Origin of the sequence: Cytobacillus sp. FSL R5-0569 (assembly GCF_038007265.1) — a bacterium.
Classification (GTDB): domain Bacteria; phylum Bacillota; class Bacilli; order Bacillales; family Cytobacillaceae; genus Cytobacillus; species Cytobacillus kochii.
Window position 1 is genome coordinate 3586929 of the sequence record NZ_JBBOWW010000001.1, and the last position, 16825, is coordinate 3603753.

16 protein-coding genes are annotated in these 16825 nt (G+C 36.2%); 4 read left to right on the plus strand and 12 right to left on the minus strand.

Annotation, left to right across the window (positions count from 1 at the left end; genetic code table 11):
• Positions 1-140: 140 nt before the first annotated feature.
• The 3 genes from MKX78_RS18075 to MKX78_RS18085 all read right to left on the minus strand — a co-directional run bounded on the left by MKX78_RS18075 (position 141) and on the right by MKX78_RS18085 (position 2631).
• The gene (locus MKX78_RS18075; protein WP_224938783.1) at positions 141-950 is read right to left on the minus strand and encodes a DUF1444 domain-containing protein; all 810 of its coding nucleotides are present in this window, start codon (positions 948-950) and stop codon (positions 141-143) included.
• 338 nt (positions 951-1288) lie between these two features.
• Positions 1289-1600 (minus strand): thioredoxin family protein, encoded by a 312-nt coding sequence (locus MKX78_RS18080; RefSeq protein ID WP_095372220.1) that lies wholly within the window; start codon positions 1598-1600, stop codon positions 1289-1291.
• Complete coding sequence (locus MKX78_RS18085; protein ID WP_095372219.1) at positions 1597-2631, minus strand: PTS transporter subunit IIC; 1035 nt, start codon at positions 2629-2631, stop codon at positions 1597-1599. Before MKX78_RS18085 ends, MKX78_RS18080 begins: the two co-directional genes overlap by 4 nt.
• Before the next feature lie 516 nt (positions 2632-3147).
• Here MKX78_RS18085 and MKX78_RS18090 point away from each other — a divergent pair.
• Complete coding sequence (locus tag MKX78_RS18090; protein ID WP_095372218.1) at positions 3148-3594, plus strand: YtoQ family protein; 447 nt, start codon at positions 3148-3150, stop codon at positions 3592-3594.
• A 134-nt stretch (positions 3595-3728) separates the two neighbouring features.
• On the opposite strand, the gene MKX78_RS18095 is transcribed toward MKX78_RS18090, so the two are convergent.
• Both MKX78_RS18095 and MKX78_RS18100 read right to left on the minus strand, forming a co-directional pair.
• On the minus strand, positions 3729-4241 hold the full coding sequence (locus tag MKX78_RS18095; protein WP_095372217.1) for a DUF84 family protein: 513 nt from the start codon (positions 4239-4241) through the stop codon (positions 3729-3731).
• Between the two features lie 112 nt (positions 4242-4353).
• A complete protein-coding gene (locus MKX78_RS18100) occupies positions 4354-5427 on the minus strand; it encodes a M42 family metallopeptidase (RefSeq protein ID WP_095372216.1) in 1074 nt (357 codons plus the stop codon).
• A 200-nt stretch (positions 5428-5627) separates the two neighbouring features.
• Here MKX78_RS18100 and MKX78_RS18105 point away from each other — a divergent pair, with 200 nt between their 5' ends.
• A complete protein-coding gene (locus MKX78_RS18105) occupies positions 5628-5939 on the plus strand; it encodes a PepSY domain-containing protein (RefSeq protein ID WP_095372215.1) in 312 nt (103 codons plus the stop codon).
• A gap of 66 nt (positions 5940-6005) precedes the next feature.
• Here the strand turns inward: MKX78_RS18105 and MKX78_RS18110 are convergent, their stop codons facing one another.
• Both MKX78_RS18110 and trmB read right to left on the minus strand, forming a co-directional pair.
• Positions 6006-6848, minus strand: a complete 843-nt coding sequence (locus tag MKX78_RS18110; RefSeq protein ID WP_095372214.1) for a YtnP family quorum-quenching lactonase — start codon at positions 6846-6848, stop codon at positions 6006-6008.
• 419 nt (positions 6849-7267) lie between these two features.
• The gene (gene trmB / locus MKX78_RS18115; protein ID WP_095372213.1) at positions 7268-7906 is read right to left on the minus strand and encodes a tRNA (guanosine(46)-N7)-methyltransferase TrmB; all 639 of its coding nucleotides are present in this window, start codon (positions 7904-7906) and stop codon (positions 7268-7270) included.
• Between the two features lie 216 nt (positions 7907-8122).
• Between trmB and MKX78_RS18120 the strand changes: the two genes are divergently transcribed.
• The gene (locus MKX78_RS18120; RefSeq protein ID WP_307316725.1) at positions 8123-8401 is read left to right on the plus strand and encodes a YtzH-like family protein; all 279 of its coding nucleotides are present in this window, start codon (positions 8123-8125) and stop codon (positions 8399-8401) included.
• Here MKX78_RS18120 and MKX78_RS18125 read toward each other — a convergent pair.
• The 4 genes from MKX78_RS18125 to thpR all read right to left on the minus strand — a co-directional run bounded on the left by MKX78_RS18125 (position 8389) and on the right by thpR (position 13684).
• On the minus strand, positions 8389-9180 hold the full coding sequence (locus tag MKX78_RS18125) for a phosphotransferase family protein (protein ID WP_095372211.1): 792 nt from the start codon (positions 9178-9180) through the stop codon (positions 8389-8391). The two genes, MKX78_RS18120 and MKX78_RS18125, sit on opposite strands and share 13 nt — an antisense overlap.
• A gap of 146 nt (positions 9181-9326) precedes the next feature.
• Positions 9327-11453 carry a type I pullulanase gene (gene pulA / locus MKX78_RS18130; protein WP_341051792.1) on the minus strand — a complete coding sequence of 709 codons (2127 nt, stop codon included), beginning with the start codon at positions 11451-11453 and terminating at the stop codon, positions 9327-9329.
• A 710-nt stretch (positions 11454-12163) separates the two neighbouring features.
• Positions 12164-13111 (minus strand): nuclease-related domain-containing protein, encoded by a 948-nt coding sequence (locus MKX78_RS18135; RefSeq protein WP_095372209.1) that lies wholly within the window; start codon positions 13109-13111, stop codon positions 12164-12166.
• 12 nt (positions 13112-13123) lie between these two features.
• Complete coding sequence (gene thpR, locus MKX78_RS18140) at positions 13124-13684, minus strand: RNA 2',3'-cyclic phosphodiesterase (protein ID WP_307316718.1); 561 nt, start codon at positions 13682-13684, stop codon at positions 13124-13126.
• 181 nt (positions 13685-13865) lie between these two features.
• Here thpR and cysK point away from each other — a divergent pair, with 181 nt between their 5' ends.
• Complete coding sequence (cysK, locus tag MKX78_RS18145) at positions 13866-14795, plus strand: cysteine synthase A (RefSeq protein WP_095372207.1); 930 nt, start codon at positions 13866-13868, stop codon at positions 14793-14795.
• A gap of 371 nt (positions 14796-15166) precedes the next feature.
• On the opposite strand, the gene MKX78_RS18150 is transcribed toward cysK, so the two are convergent.
• Positions 15167-16687: an MDR family MFS transporter gene (locus MKX78_RS18150; RefSeq protein WP_095372206.1), complete on the minus strand. Its 1521-nt coding sequence runs from the start codon at positions 16685-16687 to the stop codon at positions 15167-15169.
• Positions 16688-16825 lie beyond the last annotated feature (138 nt).

Consider the following 16825-nt stretch of genomic DNA (forward strand, 5'->3'; position numbering starts at 1 on the left):
TAACTTACATTCTATCAGTAAACCTACTAAGAATGATAGCAATTATGTAATCTGAGTTATCTTTGATAAGTTTTTGATATCATTGAAAAAGATGACACACAAATGAAAAATGGACCGCCTATAGCGACCCATTTCCATGGTTATTGTTTCTTTTTATTCTTGCCTAAAATAAATATTGGTTCTAACTCCCCATCTTCATATAAGAAAGACAGAGCTGTAATTGGTACATGACCACTTGCAAAAAAGCTCATTGTCATTTGTGCCAGGATATCGTATCCTGTTTCATTCATAATATCAGCAATAATTAATACATCTTGATGAGGAACAGCTACAGCCATATTTCCTTTGACCTTTGTCGCCATATTTTTGAGAAAAGACTCGTTTAAGATACGACTAGCATCATACCCATCTTTTTTATTGAGGAAATAAAAATCGTTACCAGCTACTTGATCTATTTTCATTTCTGTAGAAAGCGACCGAACATTAAACTGAGCAACTTCTTTTATTCGCTCTTTTTCCCAGCCTTCTTTTTGAAGCAATTTTTCATCAATTAATCGGTAAGTGCTCCCTAAGTCAAGCGCATAAAAAATTCGCGTTTCTGCGGTATGCTCATCATATACAAATGGTACTTCATCACCTGTTTCTAGTGGAAAGGAAGTTGAGCGAATAACGGGAAAAATGTTTTTCTCTTTACCGGAAAAACGTTGTTCTCCTGTCATGGCTTCTAAGCCTTCTTCTACATAATAAACAACCTCATCAATTGCTTTTTCCTTTTGCTCTTGATATCTCGCGACAATGCCAGGCAATTCTATCGTAATCCCTTTGCCAGTATGTTTATTTTCTATACGTAATTGATCTTTTTCTCTATCGAAAGTCATTAGGCGATCCTCTTTATGAAGACGCTTTTCTAATTCTTCTTTCATACGCTTACTTGTCATTTTATTCTTCATTCTTATCCCTCCTTACAGGGAAGATTTTCGGTACTTAGTTTACACTAAAATGAGCAGAAACAAAAGTGTCCCGCTTCCATAACCGATGATATGGCTATTATCCATGTAGAACAAATATCTCCATCTATCCTATCAAAACAACCAAACTATTTCGTGGGAAAAACGATATAAAGGAATGAACAAAATACCTTTTATTGATATACAGGGTGGATTCATTTGCCATTCAAACAAGATTGTCATTGATTCGTGGTGTGAACAAGAAATAACACCGATGATCTCCAAATTCGTATTGTAAAAATAAAAAAACGGCCCTTATAAGGAGCCGTGCAAATCTATTTTTAAAGCGCTGCAATAAATTCCTCAATTTCATCTTGTGTTTTACGATCCTTACTGACAAAACGACCAAGCTCTTTACCATTTTCGATAGCTACAAAGCTCGGAATGCCGAAAATATCAAGTTCCACACAAAGATCGATGAACTCATCGCGATCTACATAAATAAATGTAAACTCTTTATACTTATCAGCTACTTCAGGCATAAACGGTTCAATAAACCGGCAATCCCCGCACCACTGTGCTGAAAACATTAAAATATATTTTCCGTTTTCCTTTAATTGCTCATACTCTTCCATTGACGCTAATTTTCTCATTGTTTTTCATCTCCCATATCAAGCTTCATATCGCCGAATTTAATCCAGCCTTTTTTTCTCATATATTCTGATATTATCAAGCTAATGATTGCAGGTCCAATAAAATGTATTACAATCACTTTTAATAGTACAGTAAGATTAAATCCCATTGTTGTAAAAGTCATTATTTGGCCGACTAAGCCACTCGTACCCATTCCCGCACCAGCAGCAATACTTTCCATATTAAAAATAATAATGCCAATTGGCGCAAGTAAAAGCCCTGCAATTGTGGGTGGGATGAGTATGAATGGATTTCTCATAATATTTGGCACCTGCAACATAGAAGTTCCTAGCCCTTGTGCAACAAGGCCACCAAATTTATTCTCCCTATAACTCGAGACAGCAAATCCAACCATTTGAGCAGCACAACCAATTGTTGCTGCTCCTGCAGCTATACCATTTAAATCAAGCATCATCGCAATAGCTGCTGCTGATATAGGGGCTGTTAAAGCTAGACCCATTAGTACAGCTACAATCATTCCCATCACTAGTGGTTGCTGCTCTGTCCCCCACATAATCAATGCTCCAAGATTTTTTATTCCAAGATCTATAAAAGGACCAATTAAAGACGCTACACTATATCCGGAAAACACAACAACAAAAGGTGTCACAATAATATCAAGCTTTGTTTCCTTACTAATTAGTTTGCCTAGTTCAGTAGAGATGATTGCTGCAACAAAACTACCTGCTGGTCCACCTAATACCGCACCAGCTGCCCCACTTAATAAAGAAGCAAACAAGACGAGAGGAGGCGCTTTTAGACTATACGCAATAGCAACCCCGATCGCAGGACCCATTAACCCCATTGCCATTGTACCCATTTCAATCATTACATTAGAAATCATGCCTAGTTGTAATTGTTCACCGATAGTTTTAATAATCAACCCTATAATTAAAGTGGAGAACAATCCTAAAGCCATACTCCCCATAGCGTCTATAAAATATACCTTTAGAGACAGTTTTACTCCCTTCTTATTAAGAAAAGCGTTCATAAGTATAATTCCTCCATCATTATGTTCATTTAACACCATATTATCTTATCACATGTAAAGACATATGTAATATCTTAATTTTTATTTCATTAAGATGTTAATAGAGGGAGTTACAACCTTAAAGTTTTATACCATTCAAAAATAAAATGAATGGTATGACCATTTGTATTTCTTCAAAAACGTTCAGTAGATACTTGTCCACATTCTTTCTTCATCTTCTCATATTCATACTTCATTTGATGAAATAGTTAATACCATTAGAATTAGCCGCCATACAAGCCTTCTAATAATGAAATGAAATAGACTATCTTAATGCGCGATTGTTCGAAAGATCTGTTCTTCAATAGATGAACGACATTAAGTAAAGGGTAACTTTTATTTTTAGAAAGGAGTTAAGCATCGGAACAGAAAATAGCCATTTAGCACATACAGTATCAAACAAAATAAGCAGTGCACATATTTTCACTATCAATCCATTTGATGTTAGAATAAGTAAAAGTGTAGAGGAGGAAGACAATGGAACTGAATGTATATTTAGCTGGGGAAATTCATTCTAACTGGCGTGAAGAACTGAAGGATAAAGCCAAATCACTACAGTTACCGGTTCATTTTTTCGGACCTATGGAGAATCACGATCGCAGTGACTTCATTGGGGAGGAAATCCTTGGTAAGCAGCCTAATGCTATTTTCAAAGACGAAGCAGCTTCAAATATCAATAATTTACGCACTGAGCTTTTATTGAAAAAATCTGATTTAGTGATTGCCTTATTTGGCGAAAAGTATAAGCAATGGAATACTGCTATGGATGCAAGTGCAGCAATCAACCAAAACAAACCGCTTATCCTCATTCGGCCAGAAGAACTCCACCACCCTCTGAAAGAATTATCAAGCAAAGCAAATGTTACAGTGGAAACGGTTAATCAGGCCATTAAAGTACTTTCTTATATTTTTGAGGAAAAATAGTAGACTATTCCCTACCTGCCACCATTCATGTGGTGGGTATATTTTTGAGACTTTTGCAGAAAACACATCATATGCATCTTAAATAAAAACCAGCCCTAAAATGAAATGGGCTGGTTAATTTATTGCAAAAGGCTTTATTCACCTCTATTGCGATATTGCCATTGACCATACAATAGCTTAACAAGATGGGTAAACATTTCTTCGCGGTTGATTTGATTTTCAGTAAATACCCCTATTGCTCCTTCTTGGCTACGGATATTATTTTTATTCGTAAAATCATCCATGACTGGTCCCAGTTCCTCTCCTTCAATCAGACGCTGCGCTATAGAATCTGGTAAAAGAATTCTTGCTCCACCTGCAACAATTGGCGTATGCCCTTCTACTGCAAGTGCACCCCAATTACATAAGAATAGACCATAATCTGTTTGCTGTACACCACCTTCTAGGCCAATGCCAATGACTCCATCGCCTTCATATAAGGCACCCTTCGCCCTGTTAATTGCTCCTTGAATCGTTTCTTGATCAGTCATTGGTTGTTTAGCTACATTAGATGCAACATCAACAGCAATAACATCACTATTTTCAATGAAAATATTTTTAACGGCCTGTACTTTTGTAGGGTTTTTCGATCCAATATAGATCTTCATGATAGCCCCTCCTAAAATAAATATATTAAAAATCATCCTGATATACTCATTGCCAATGCAAAACTTAAAAAGGACCTCTTTTAAAGAAGTCCCATGTTACTTATTTGAAATTCTAACTGTTTTGACGAATGGTTTCAACTGTTGTGCGATCAAGTGATTTTATCAATGTGACAAGTAGTTCTTTCGCAGCAGCATAATCATCTATATGGATAATTGAACCGTGCGTATGAATGTATCTTGAACAAATACCAACAACTGCACTTGGGACACCATTATTTGTTAAGTGAACACTGCCTGCATCCGTTCCACCAGGAGAAACAAAGTATTGATATGGAATCTGATGACTTTCAGCCGTATCTAGAATAAATTCTCTCAAACCGCGATGTGTAACCATTGAGCGATCAAGTATTCTTAATAATGTACCTTTCCCTAACTGTCCGAACTCGTCCTTTTTACCAGTCATATCATTGGCAGGACTTGCATCAAGCGCAAAGAAAAGATCCGGTTTAATCATATTAGCAGCTGTTTTTGCACCTCTTAAGCCTACTTCTTCTTGTACAGTCGCACCAGACCATAAATTAATAGGTAGTTTCTCATCTTTTATCTCCTCAAGTAATTCGATAGCAAGACCACACCCATAGCGATTATCCCAAGCCTTCGCCAAAATTTTCTTCGGATTCGCCATTGGTGTAAATGGACAAATAGGAACAATTTGTTGTCCCGGTTTGATACCGATTTCTCTTGCATCTTCTTTATTGTCAGCCCCGATATCAATCAACATATTCTTTATATCCATCGGCTTATTTTTTGCCGTATCATCTAATAAATGAGGAGGGATAGAACCAATCACCCCAATTACCGGTCCGTTAGCAGTCATAATCTGCACCCTTTGTGCCAATAATACCTGGCTCCACCAGCCACCTAATGTTTGAAATCTGATCATGCCATTATCTGTAATAGCAGTTACCATAAAACCTACTTCATCCATATGACCTGCAACCATAATCGTAGGATCTGTTTCAGCACCTTTTTTCACACCAAAAATACTTCCTAAATGATCTTGAACAATTTCATCTGAATATTTACTAAGCTCTTCTCTCATAAAATTTCTAACTAAGTGTTCGTTACCAGCTGCTCCGGGAAGTTCTGTTAATGTTTTAAATAGTTCTAAAGTCTTCTCATTCATTATTTCCCACTCCTATTATTTGACTATATTGAATCCTATGTATATTACCATTCTACATAACTTTTATGACGGGTGCCACCATTAGGAAAGTTAATTAGTTTTTAAATATTCAATTCTTTGCTAAGATAAAAGTGAAGCAATTAGCATAGCAAAACATCTAAAAGATTATGTAGATACTTTTTAATAATGGAGGTTTAATTATGAGTTGGAAATCATTTGTTTTAGGTGTAGGGGTCGGTCTTGTTGGAGGATATATTACGCGCGAGGTAATGACAGAGAAAATAGCAGCGTCACCTGAGAAGGCATTACAAAATGCAAAAGATGCCTTCAAAGAGAATGGGGAAATAAGTGGTTCATGGATTCATATGGAAAAAGAACCTTATCAAAAGGAAGAATTACATTATGAAGTGTATAAAGGCGGCATATCCAGATATACTGGTGAAGACGTAAAACAATATGAATTTGTTGCCGATGCAAAAACAGGTGTCATTATTGACGCTTATCCTATTTAATTTATTCCTAAATGAGCGCTGAGCCTCATCGACGCAGATGCGTTGATGGGCACAGGCATTCATTATTTATTTGGCTCTTTTAATTTCTGCGATGATTTCTTTCCCCTCTTGATTCCATTTAACTGCTCGATAAAAGGCATCATGATAAAAACTAAACCAAGCTTCTTTTTCTAATCCTATCTTCATCCACTTTTGTTTTGCAGAGATAGAATCCATCGGATAATCATCAAACGCCAATACCCATAGCACATTTTGATGCGCATGTGTTGGCATAATATCGGCCATATGTATAAGCAACTCTTCTTTTCCCTCAATGATAATGATGCTATGTCCATCACTATGGCCGCCTGTATGAATCATTTGAACAGGTCCCATACTCCATTCTTTATCAAATGTTATTACTTGTTCTTGTATACTCTGCCAATTTTCCTTCCAATATGTATTACGTGAGCGAATATTCGGATTTCTCATTTCATCCCATTCGATTTGTGAACAAATAATCTTCGCGTTCGGAAATACAGAATGATAGGATTCTCCTTCTAATTTAGTCAAACCACAAGCATGATCAAAATGCATATGAGTCATAAGAACATAATCAATATCCGACGTCGTAAAACCTAGTTGCCTTAAGTCTTCCTCTATAAACGATTCTTCCCATGCACCGTAATTCCGCTTTTGTTTATCTGTAAACTTCCCAATCCCTAAACCGCTTTCAACTAACAGCAATTGATTATTCCATTGTATGAGGATAGGATCTGTTCGTAGCTCAATTTGGTTATTTTCATTACTAGGATACTTTTTGGACCATAATGGTTTCGGAACGACACCGAACATCGCTCCCCCATCTAGATGATTGACACCACCACGAAGCCAAGTTAATTTTATATCGTCTATTTGTAAAGTCTCCATTCTTTTCCCTCCCTTTCACACCATTAGTCTATCATATTTACGCAATATTAAGAAATCTATTATTAAGCAATATTCCATTAATTAAAGAAAAAACAAGTTCAGTTAAGCCACTGGGTATAGTCACTAAAAAGTTCTGAAATCAGGAGGAGAAATAGAGATTCATCGTTCACATAGAAACTCTCTTTCCGTTGACTTCCGTTACAGGATCGATGTGCTTACAATTCTTCAATTTTTCATATATTCGATTTTGTACGGAACTCGTATTCTCTTCGCTTTTTTGAACACATACTCTTGATATGCAGTCTACTCAAAGAAACATGATTAGAGAAGTGAAAAAGGCCTTTATCACCAACACAACATGACGATAAAGACCTGTTACTATTTTCTGAGCCTTTCTTAAGTGAAGCGGCATTTTCACCTTATCGATATTGCACTTCACATCGGAAAATACGACTACCTTTATTCGAGAACTTTTCTTCGTACTCTGTCATTATATTTCCTTCATAATCACTCTGGTGAAGGTCTAAGCTGACATATTTCAATATCATTCCGTATTGAGAGAAACTCATTAAAGAATATTCGAAAAGACCTTGGTTATCTGTTTTAAAATGAATCTCTCCTTGAGGAGGTAGAATATCTTCATAAAGAGATAAGAATGTTTGATAAGTTAGTCTTCTTTTTGCATGTCGTTTTTTAGGCCACGGATCTGAGAAGTTTAAATAAATCCGATCTACTTCACCTTTCTCAAATACCTCCCGTAACTCTGCTGCATCGATATTCATCAGTTTTACATTTGGTAATTCTTCTTCAATAATATGATCTAGCGCACTTACAATGACGCTCTCCGCTAATTCAATACCAATATAATTAATCTCAGGATTCTGTTTTGCCATTCCAGTAATAAAACGACCTTTTCCCGTACCAATTTCGATATGAAGTGGACGATTATTACCAAAGCACACTTGCCACTTTCCTTTTTGTTCTTTTGGCTCTTGGATAATGTATTGTGGATAATTGGCAAGTTTTTCTCTCGCCCACGGTTTATTTCTTTGTCGCATAATTACACCTCTATATTCAATTCATCTTTCAAAAGATAACATGCAATGTAAAAGTGTGCAAGCTCCTTTAAAAGGGTAGCTTACTATGCAGTTTTGCAGACACTCACTACTTCCCATGGTGAAACCTCTTTTGTCATTACGGTTTTTTGCATGTATAAAAAACGAAAGGAATCACAATCTAGTTGTGATTCCATAAAAAGAAAAAAGGTGAGTAAAATGCCAATTAGTCAAAAAGACCAATTAACATTGCTGCAGGATCTATTAAGGAACCATCACACAGATACCTGTGGCTCCAAATCAGAATGTGAACAAATTGCTAGGCTTGTACAATCCCTACAAAACCAAGAAACTATTCATCAAGATTTACTTCCTTTATTAAATGATGTTGACCAATATAGTAAAAACGGTATAGAATCATCTGACCTAAACGAGCATATTTCTTCTAGCAAAGATGAACTCGCTCAATGGGTCGACACAATGAATCAACTAATATAATCTAAATGAAGCCTTCTTTCCAACCCTTGGATTAGATTATTCATTTCCTGAAAACGGAATTTACTTTTATGCCATTGAATACTATCCAAGGCTTGGAACAATGCATACCACTTCATGCGCAATCGCAAATCTTCCGTCAACACCATGCCATATAACTGAAGCCACTCACTCCATTGTTCATATGGAATATAGGCATATAATAATGTACCAATATCTATAGCCGGGTCACCGATCATTGCTCCATCCCAATCTATTAAAAACAACTGATTATCCTCGGATAATAGCCAATTATTATGATTCACATCACAATGACACACAGTCGTTACATCCGTTTCAATCGCATTCACTGTGTCTTTTAAAAATGTTAGTGACTCAGCTACTAATGGAATTTCCAATAAGTCTTGATCCAATTCCGTTAATAGTGATTGTAATACTGTCTCTGGATGGATGGCCGATTTCCCTAATCTAGTTAACATGGCAAGCAATGGTTTTGATGAGTGAATCTTCTTTAGCAGCTTGGCTACTCTCTCGCTATTCATTTGCGATTGCCTAAGCTCACTACCACTCATCCATTGCTGAGCAGTAAATACATCTCCATTCTCCATCCTTTTCGTCCAAACAAGCTTCGGGACAATTCCTTCTGCAGAAAGCACGGCTAGAAAAGGAGAAGAATTCCTTTTTAAAAATAATCGCTGTTCATCATGTTGTGCATAATAGGCTTCTCCAGTTGCACCACCAGCCGGGATAATCCGCCAGTCATCCCCGAATAAATTTTCCAAAATAGTTCACCTGCAATTTACTACGCCATTTATGAATAGCTGTATTAAACAATTTCACACTTAAAGTTTCAATTGAAAATAAAAATAGCTATTGATACAAATTCAACAATAGCTATCTTTATAAATTTTATCTCTTTCAAGAGTTTTTAGCAAGTTACTTTTTCCTGAACAAAACAATAGCAGGAAAAGGGAGGCAAAGTAATATTAGAATAGTTACCTAACGAATGAGGAGAGGCTTGATTTTGAGTGACATATAATTTCCATTGCCCATATGGTAAGGACATTTCATATTCCTTTTCAGTTGGATTAAAATAACATAATACATCCTCATTAAACTTATGATGTGAAAGTAAATACGCCAGTAGTGGTTTTTCAATATCTAGAAAACTTACCGCTTCATTAATTTGCTTCGTACTGGATAAACGTAAAATCGCATACCTTTTTCTGAAAGCAATTAATCCTTTTACATATTCAACATTCTCTTTATATTTACTCCTAGCCATCCAATCCAATTGATTCACACAATCAGGTGAACGATAACTATTCCCTTCACCGTTTTTTGTTCGAAAGAACTCTTGACCACTGTGCAAGAAAGGAATCCCTTGTGCAAGAAGAACCATCGCTGTTGCTAATCGATGTCTTAGTCTTTTACTTTCATCTGTGTCTTCAGGAAAACATATATGGATTTTATCCCATAATGTATGATTATCATGTACTTCCACATAATTAACCGTCTGAAATGGTTCATTAAATATCCCTTGTTGACCAATGCTCCCCTTCAATACTGTTTTAGCTGTTTGATAATAATAGTGATTACCAAGTGCATATCCACAATCGTATAGATTAAATGTATTCCCTTTTATTCCATCTCTAAACTGATCATTAAATTGTGCAATGGCACCAAGCCTATCTTGATTATGAATATTCGCTTTCTCTTCTTTAGCGAGAGGTGTATTTAAGTCCCAACCTTCACCGATAACAAGGATTGTCGAATCAATGCCATCTAACGTTTTCCGGATAAGTTTCATCGTTGTCACATCTAAAATACCCATTAAGTCAAATCGAAAACCATCAACCTTAAAAGTGTTGGTCCAATAAGTAATCGAATCAACAATAAACTTTCTTACCATATGCCTTTCAGATGCGATATCATTTCCGACACCTGTACCATTTGATGGAGTACCATTTAGATCATGTCTAAAATAATAACCTGGTACAATTTTTTCAAAAGAGGAAGTTTCTCTTTCATACACATGATTATAGACAACATCTAAAATGACCCTTATACCTTTTTGATGAATGACATCAATGAGTCCGATTAATTCATTTATTCTTGTATAAGGAGTGGCAGGATTAGAGGCATAGCTTCCTTGTGGCACATTAAAATGAAGAGGATTATATCCCCAATTATAACAATCGTCTGGTCTAGTCTCATCAACTCCAGCAAAATGATTCAATGGTAAAAATTCGATATGTGTTATACCTAATTCTTTCATATAATTGAGCGCTGTAGAGTCTCCTTTTACGTTAGCAGTGTTCTCTTCAGCTATGCCTTTATATAAACCTTTGTGGCGGACACCGCTATTTGGATGAATGGTCAAATCCCGAATATGCGTTTCGTAAATAATAGCATCTGTCATCATTGAGAAGGATGGGCGTGCTGTTTTTGGATGTTTATATCGATTCTCATCAATAATGACACCTAATTGCCCATTTGGAGTAATTGCTTTTACATATGGGTCTACAGCTTCTCTCCAAACCCCGTTCACACATATGTGGTAGCAATAACACCATTCATGTACATCCATTGATACAGTAACCTGCCAAACACCTTCTTGCTTCCTACTCAGTTCAATCATTTCTGAATCATTGCCATGATGTAACTCTAATCGTAGGGCAGTTGCCGTTGGTGCCCATACTTTAAAAGTCGTAGCATGCGGTTGATATTCATATCCAAGAGGCCCTTCATATTTGAAAAGCTCATCAAATTCAGGTGTTCTTGTCACCGACCCAATATCGACCTCAATCACATCTCCGTGTTCACTTTCTATATAACATATCGCCCCAAATGGAAAAGGATGAGGAAAAGAACAATAGTATTTGCGAAAATCATTAATTTCTTCTATTCCTTCTATCACAAGCTCGTAACTTTCATCACGATGGATATAAGTAAAATACTTTGAATGACCCTGGTGATAATCATAAGGAAGTAATAATGTGACTAAATCTAATCGATCTAAATACGCATAAAATGCTTTCTTACTATCATTCATATTACTCCCCCATCCCTTCATTTAATTATTGTCCTCTTTGCTAGATTGGAAATATCTCTTAGGCGAAATGATAAGCCATTCTCCCCTCTATCCTGCACATCAAATGAACGGGAGAATAGAAAGTCCAAGAAGTGACATCACTTCTTTATACTTCCCTACTTTCCTTTACAATGTGAGCATACTAATCAATTATAAATAATGTCCATCTCTGTACTCACCACAGTTCCTACGACATTTGCGGAAATCATATGTAACGCCAACAAAAAGTCTCAGGTTCTATTCCTATCGGTTTATAAACCGATTCACCTTATAGGCAACTTAAGCATCAAACCACAGCCCATTATTTTTACAAATAGCAAATAGAGTTATTTAATCCGCAAATTCACCCAATATCAAAACTCTTCTTCATTATCTATATTATTCACCAGTGATTTAAGTGCTTGTTTAGCTGAATAGACTTTCAAAATACCTCTTATCAAATCATTACCCGATCTATATGGAAAAAGGCCAGTTTAACAGCCGAGCTCTTATTCCATCCATGCAGTTCATGAATGGTACAAACACTTCCTTACAAACCAATAACACTTTTTATTCGGACCAGTTACTGGACAAGAGTATTTGACTTGGCTGTCTTAAATTTGCCTGAACGAGAGACACACTCATTTCATTTTTTTCGTATGGATAGACAATAATGATTAATCGCCTATTCGTTACCCTTCCCCTATGTCACTCCATTCCGATCTTTCGAATGATATACTTTCCGCATAAGTCAACAAGGCTTGTGCTGCTAATAACTGCTGACTTTTTAACGGTGCTTTTGTTTGTCTTTTATTTATGAACCAAGACGGATACTCTTTCCGATCAATTAAAGTAACATCAAAGGGTACTGAAGGATAATCAATATATCCTTCTCGGCAAAGAACAACCTTTTGAACAGGTAAAGTGACATCATGTTTGTCCAAAATTTTCTTGACTACTGTGACTGTTCTGTTTAATGAGATCAATGGGTTTAAAATTTTCTGTTCATTTTCTTTTTTAGCTAACCAAAATCGGCCAGCACTTCCGGTATAAGCCGTTAATTCAGCACCGTCTAAAAAATGGAGACAGATTACTTCCGTCGGTGTGAGAATAATTGTATCAAGAGAAACCGGTGCTTGACCTAACTTTAGTATCGGCTGGAATAGGACAAGGAATGTATCTGGAAACCTTTGTAACAAGTATTTTAACTGTTCATTATAATAATAACTTCTTGGTAGAGATGATTCAGAAAACAAGGTTGAGCTTGCCCACTTTAATTGTGTACGAAATAATTGATCGAGGTACATTTGCTTAAGTTCCTTTGTTGAGGTAGGTCTCACATGATAGTCCGCGGTAAACGAAAATGAATCTTCATTATGATTCGTTTCCTCTTCAGCCACCTCTTCAATCATTGTCTCCTTGTTTCTTTTTACAATATTGAGCAGTTTATCCTTCAAGCGTGGTTTATGATATTGAGCTGGTTCTTCCTCTATGAGTTGGTACTCTTTTCCTTCTTCTTCAAAACGGGTCAATAACAGTTCCCATTGTTGTTTTTTTAATTTTACAAATCTAGATGGATATAAATAAATATTCTGCTCATATCGTGAAATACAATCGACAATTTTTATTAACTGCCCCACCCTACTACCCCCTTAACTTTTTAATGAGAATGTTGCTATTCTTTTATATTTCGGCTTACTCTCTGTATTTACTTCATAAAGACCCACTTCAGTAGCTTCAAATGATAACGGTGTTTCCATAATAGGCGGAAAATGTGTGAATTGATTTTTACCTTGCCATTTTTTAGCTAATGTAATATGTGGTGTGAAATTTCTTCTATCACGTGAGAAACCATACTTTCCACAGACTTGATTAACAATGGATTGAATTTCATGTAATTGCTTTTCTTTATGTATATCACACCATAGAATACGAGGGCGTTCCTTAAGTCCAAAAGTTTGAACACCTTCAAGATACAGCGTAAATGGGGAAGTATTTTTTAAATCATTAACTATCAGTTGGTTCATTTCGTCCAATACTTCTAAAGAAGCACTCCCTAAGAAAGCAAGAGTAATGTGATAATCACATTCATGTACCCAATCTTTAAACGGATAATCAGCCTCTACTGCCAGACATTTTTGTTTTATGATTAATTGTATATTTCTTGGTATACTAATCGCATAAAAGTAATGAGGATTTCTCTTTTCCATCATCTTTATCCTCCCAATTCCTTTTGATTATCTATATCTATTTTATCAGAACAGATAAGAATTTCAGTATTTTTCCATAGGTATGATGTCATGTTTGCCTTTAAGCAATTCCTTTATAACTGATAAGTTAAATATGATATAACTATAATAAAGAGTAAAGCATTGAAGAAAGGATGCGACTTGAATGAAGGTTGTTGAAAACTTAGCGCAACTAATAGGAGACACCCCTCTATTGAAATTAAATAAAATTGGGCCTAAAAATGGGGCTACTATTTATGGAAAACTAGAGTTTTTTAACCCTAGCAAAAGCGTAAAGGACAGAGCAGCATATAATATGATTCTAAAAGCTGAAAAAGCGGGGTTATTAAAACCAGGGGCTACAATTATTGAACCCACAAGCGGAAATACTGGCATAGGTCTTGCTATGAATGCTGCCGCTAGAGGATATAAAAGTATACTCGTAATGCCCGATACGATGACGAAAGAAAGAATCAATTTATTAAAAGCGTACGGTGCAGAAGTTGTTCTCACACCAGGAGATGAAAAAATGCCTGGTTCAATCAGAAAAGCAAAAGAATTAGCTAAACAAATTCCTAATAGCTTTATCCCTATGCAATTTGAAAATAATGCTAACCCAGATGCCCATAGGCATTCAACTGCTATTGAAATTATTGATGGGATGAAACAAATAGGTAAGGATTTGTCTGCATTCGTTGCTACTGCAGGGACAGGGGGAACCATTACAGGTACCGGGGAAGTATTGAAAGATTATTATGAGGGACTCCAAGTCCATGTTGTAGAACCAAAAGGTTCGCCTGTGCTTTCCGGTGGAGAACCAGGAAAACATAAATTAGTAGGGACAAGTCCTGGCTTTATACCAGAAATCTTAAATACAAATGTCTATGATGAAATACATCAAATTACAGACGAAGACGCCTATCAAACAACAAGAGACCTCGCACGAAAAGAGGGCATCCTTGTCGGTCCATCATCTGGAGCAGCTTGTTTCGCAGCGATACAGGTCGCTAAAGGTTTAACATCAGATGATGTCGTTGTATTCATTGTTTGTGACACAGGTGAGAGATATTTATCAAGTGATTTATTTAAAATTTGAATATAGAGCTAGAAAGCCGGACGAATGCTATCGTAGATTTGTCAGGCTTTTTTATTATTACACTCCTAAATTAAAAACCGATCCCCCGTTAACCAAGTTTACCAAGCTTTCACACCTCGTGTGTACCCAATTTAATTCCCTAATTTCCTATTTTAGTTTTCATTTGTGTCTTTCCTGCTAAATGACTTGCAAGTTCGCATTGCTCGGCTTTCATTTCCATTCTCGCTTCGGAGTAATATGCAAACCACACATTTAATAAGTACCTTGTGCTTCCAATATGCCCTAAAGAAACCCTTCCATATTTCTTTCGCGTGTTCCCCGCTGTTTAGAACAACAAAAAAAGCCACTCGATTTATCGAATGGCCTTTCTCTTATACTTCAGCACTCACTTGTTTTGAATGCCTATTGTCTTCCTCTTCTTCTAACTTACGTACTGCTTCCTCACTTGTATCCACTCGTTTTATAAATAATACGAGTATAAGTGCAACAATATTAATTGCAAGTGATACATAGAAGGCATATTGTATACCTGCTAGTAACGCCTGTTGAGTAACTGCAGCAGTTGTTGCTTCTGTCATTGTTGTAGGGTCTACACCTGTCATTAAGCTTTCTGCTTTAGATTGTGTGACACTATTCATAATCGTTACTAATATAGCTGTACCGATTGAACCCGAAACTTGTTGAGCTGTGTTATTTATTGCTGTTCCATGTGGGTTTAAGCGATTTGGAATTTGGTTCATACCATTTGTCATAATTGGCATCATTACCATTGACATACCAAACATTCTCAACGCATAGATAATCACAATATGACTATAGGATGTATCGATTTGTAAATTAGCTAACATATAAGTTGAAATAGCTGTCACTATTAAACCAACAGCAGCTAACATACGCGGCCCAAATTTATCAAATAACTTACCAGTGATTGGTGACATAATTCCCATCACAATTGCTCCTGGAAGCATTAACAGACCAGAATCGAGCGGCGATATTCCACGAACACTCTGTACATATGCTGGAGTTAAGATCATACCTGAAAACATGGCGACCGCATTAACAATTGCAATCACTGATCCCAGTGCAAACATCGGATATTTATATACACGTAAATCTAATAGTGGTTTTTCCATTGTCATTTGACGAATAATAAAGAGAATAAGTGAAATGCCACCAACAATTAAAGTCGTTAGTACCCATGTATCTGTCCAACCATCAGCACTTGCAGAACTAAAACCATAAAGCAAGCCGCCGAAACCTAAACAAGATAGCACGACTGAAAAATAATCAAGTTGCACATTTTTATTTTGAGGCATAACGTTCTCTAATTTCCAAATAGATAGTAATAAGCTGATGATTGCTAATGGCAAAATCATCTCAAAAAGAACACGCCAATCATGATATTGAACAATATACCCAGACAAAGTCGGACCAATGGCTGGTGCAGTAATCATAACTAATCCAAACACACCCATTGCAGTACCGCGTTTTTCACGAGGAAAACTAACAAGCATGACGTTCATTAATAAAGGCCCCATAACGGATGCACCTGCAGCCTGAACCATACGACCTGCTAATAACATACCAAAGTTTGGTGCAAATGCAGCCATAGCTGTACCAATTGTAAATACAGACATACAGAAAATATATAAGCTACGATTTTTAAAACGTGTTAGTAAGAATGCTGAAGCAGGAACAAGCACGCCACTAACTAGCATATACCCAGTTGCCAGCCACTGTACTGTAGAATAATTTTCTACATTTAAATCGACCATAATACTAGGCAACGCCACATTTAATAATGAATTATTTAAGAAAGACACAAACGCACCGACAAATAATATTGCAAGCATTAAATACGGAGGTTTTTGAGGTTGTAAACTTGAATCCATACTTTCTCATCCTTTTTATTTTTTATTTCGAGTACTGAACCATTTTAAACCCAAAGTATAAATCGGTCAACATATTTATACTAAAAGTTCAATTACATTGTATTTCTCTTCTTAAGAATTTATAATTAAAGCCATAAG

Coding starts and splice junctions, on each gene's coding strand:
- MKX78_RS18075 (WP_224938783.1), bottom strand. CDS start 950: ATGAAGAATAAAATGACAAGTAAGCGTATGAAAGAAGAATTAGAAAAG.
- MKX78_RS18080 (WP_095372220.1), bottom strand. CDS start 1,600: ATGAGAAAATTAGCGTCAATGGAAGAGTATGAGCAATTAAAGGAAAAC.
- MKX78_RS18085 (WP_095372219.1), bottom strand. CDS start 2,631: ATGAACGCTTTTCTTAATAAGAAGGGAGTAAAACTGTCTCTAAAGGTA.
- MKX78_RS18090 (WP_095372218.1), top strand. CDS start 3,148: ATGGAACTGAATGTATATTTAGCTGGGGAAATTCATTCTAACTGGCGT.
- MKX78_RS18095 (WP_095372217.1), bottom strand. CDS start 4,241: ATGAAGATCTATATTGGATCGAAAAACCCTACAAAAGTACAGGCCGTT.
- MKX78_RS18100 (WP_095372216.1), bottom strand. CDS start 5,427: ATGAATGAGAAGACTTTAGAACTATTTAAAACATTAACAGAACTTCCC.
- MKX78_RS18105 (WP_095372215.1), top strand. CDS start 5,628: ATGAGTTGGAAATCATTTGTTTTAGGTGTAGGGGTCGGTCTTGTTGGA.
- MKX78_RS18110 (WP_095372214.1), bottom strand. CDS start 6,848: ATGGAGACTTTACAAATAGACGATATAAAATTAACTTGGCTTCGTGGT.
- trmB (WP_095372213.1), bottom strand. CDS start 7,906: ATGCGACAAAGAAATAAACCGTGGGCGAGAGAAAAACTTGCCAATTAT.
- MKX78_RS18120 (WP_307316725.1), top strand. CDS start 8,123: ATGCCAATTAGTCAAAAAGACCAATTAACATTGCTGCAGGATCTATTA.
- pulA (WP_341051792.1), bottom strand. CDS start 11,453: ATGAATGATAGTAAGAAAGCATTTTATGCGTATTTAGATCGATTAGAT.
- thpR (WP_307316718.1), bottom strand. CDS start 13,684: ATGATGGAAAAGAGAAATCCTCATTACTTTTATGCGATTAGTATACCA.
- cysK (WP_095372207.1), top strand. CDS start 13,866: ATGAAGGTTGTTGAAAACTTAGCGCAACTAATAGGAGACACCCCTCTA.
- MKX78_RS18150 (WP_095372206.1), bottom strand. CDS start 16,687: ATGGATTCAAGTTTACAACCTCAAAAACCTCCGTATTTAATGCTTGCA.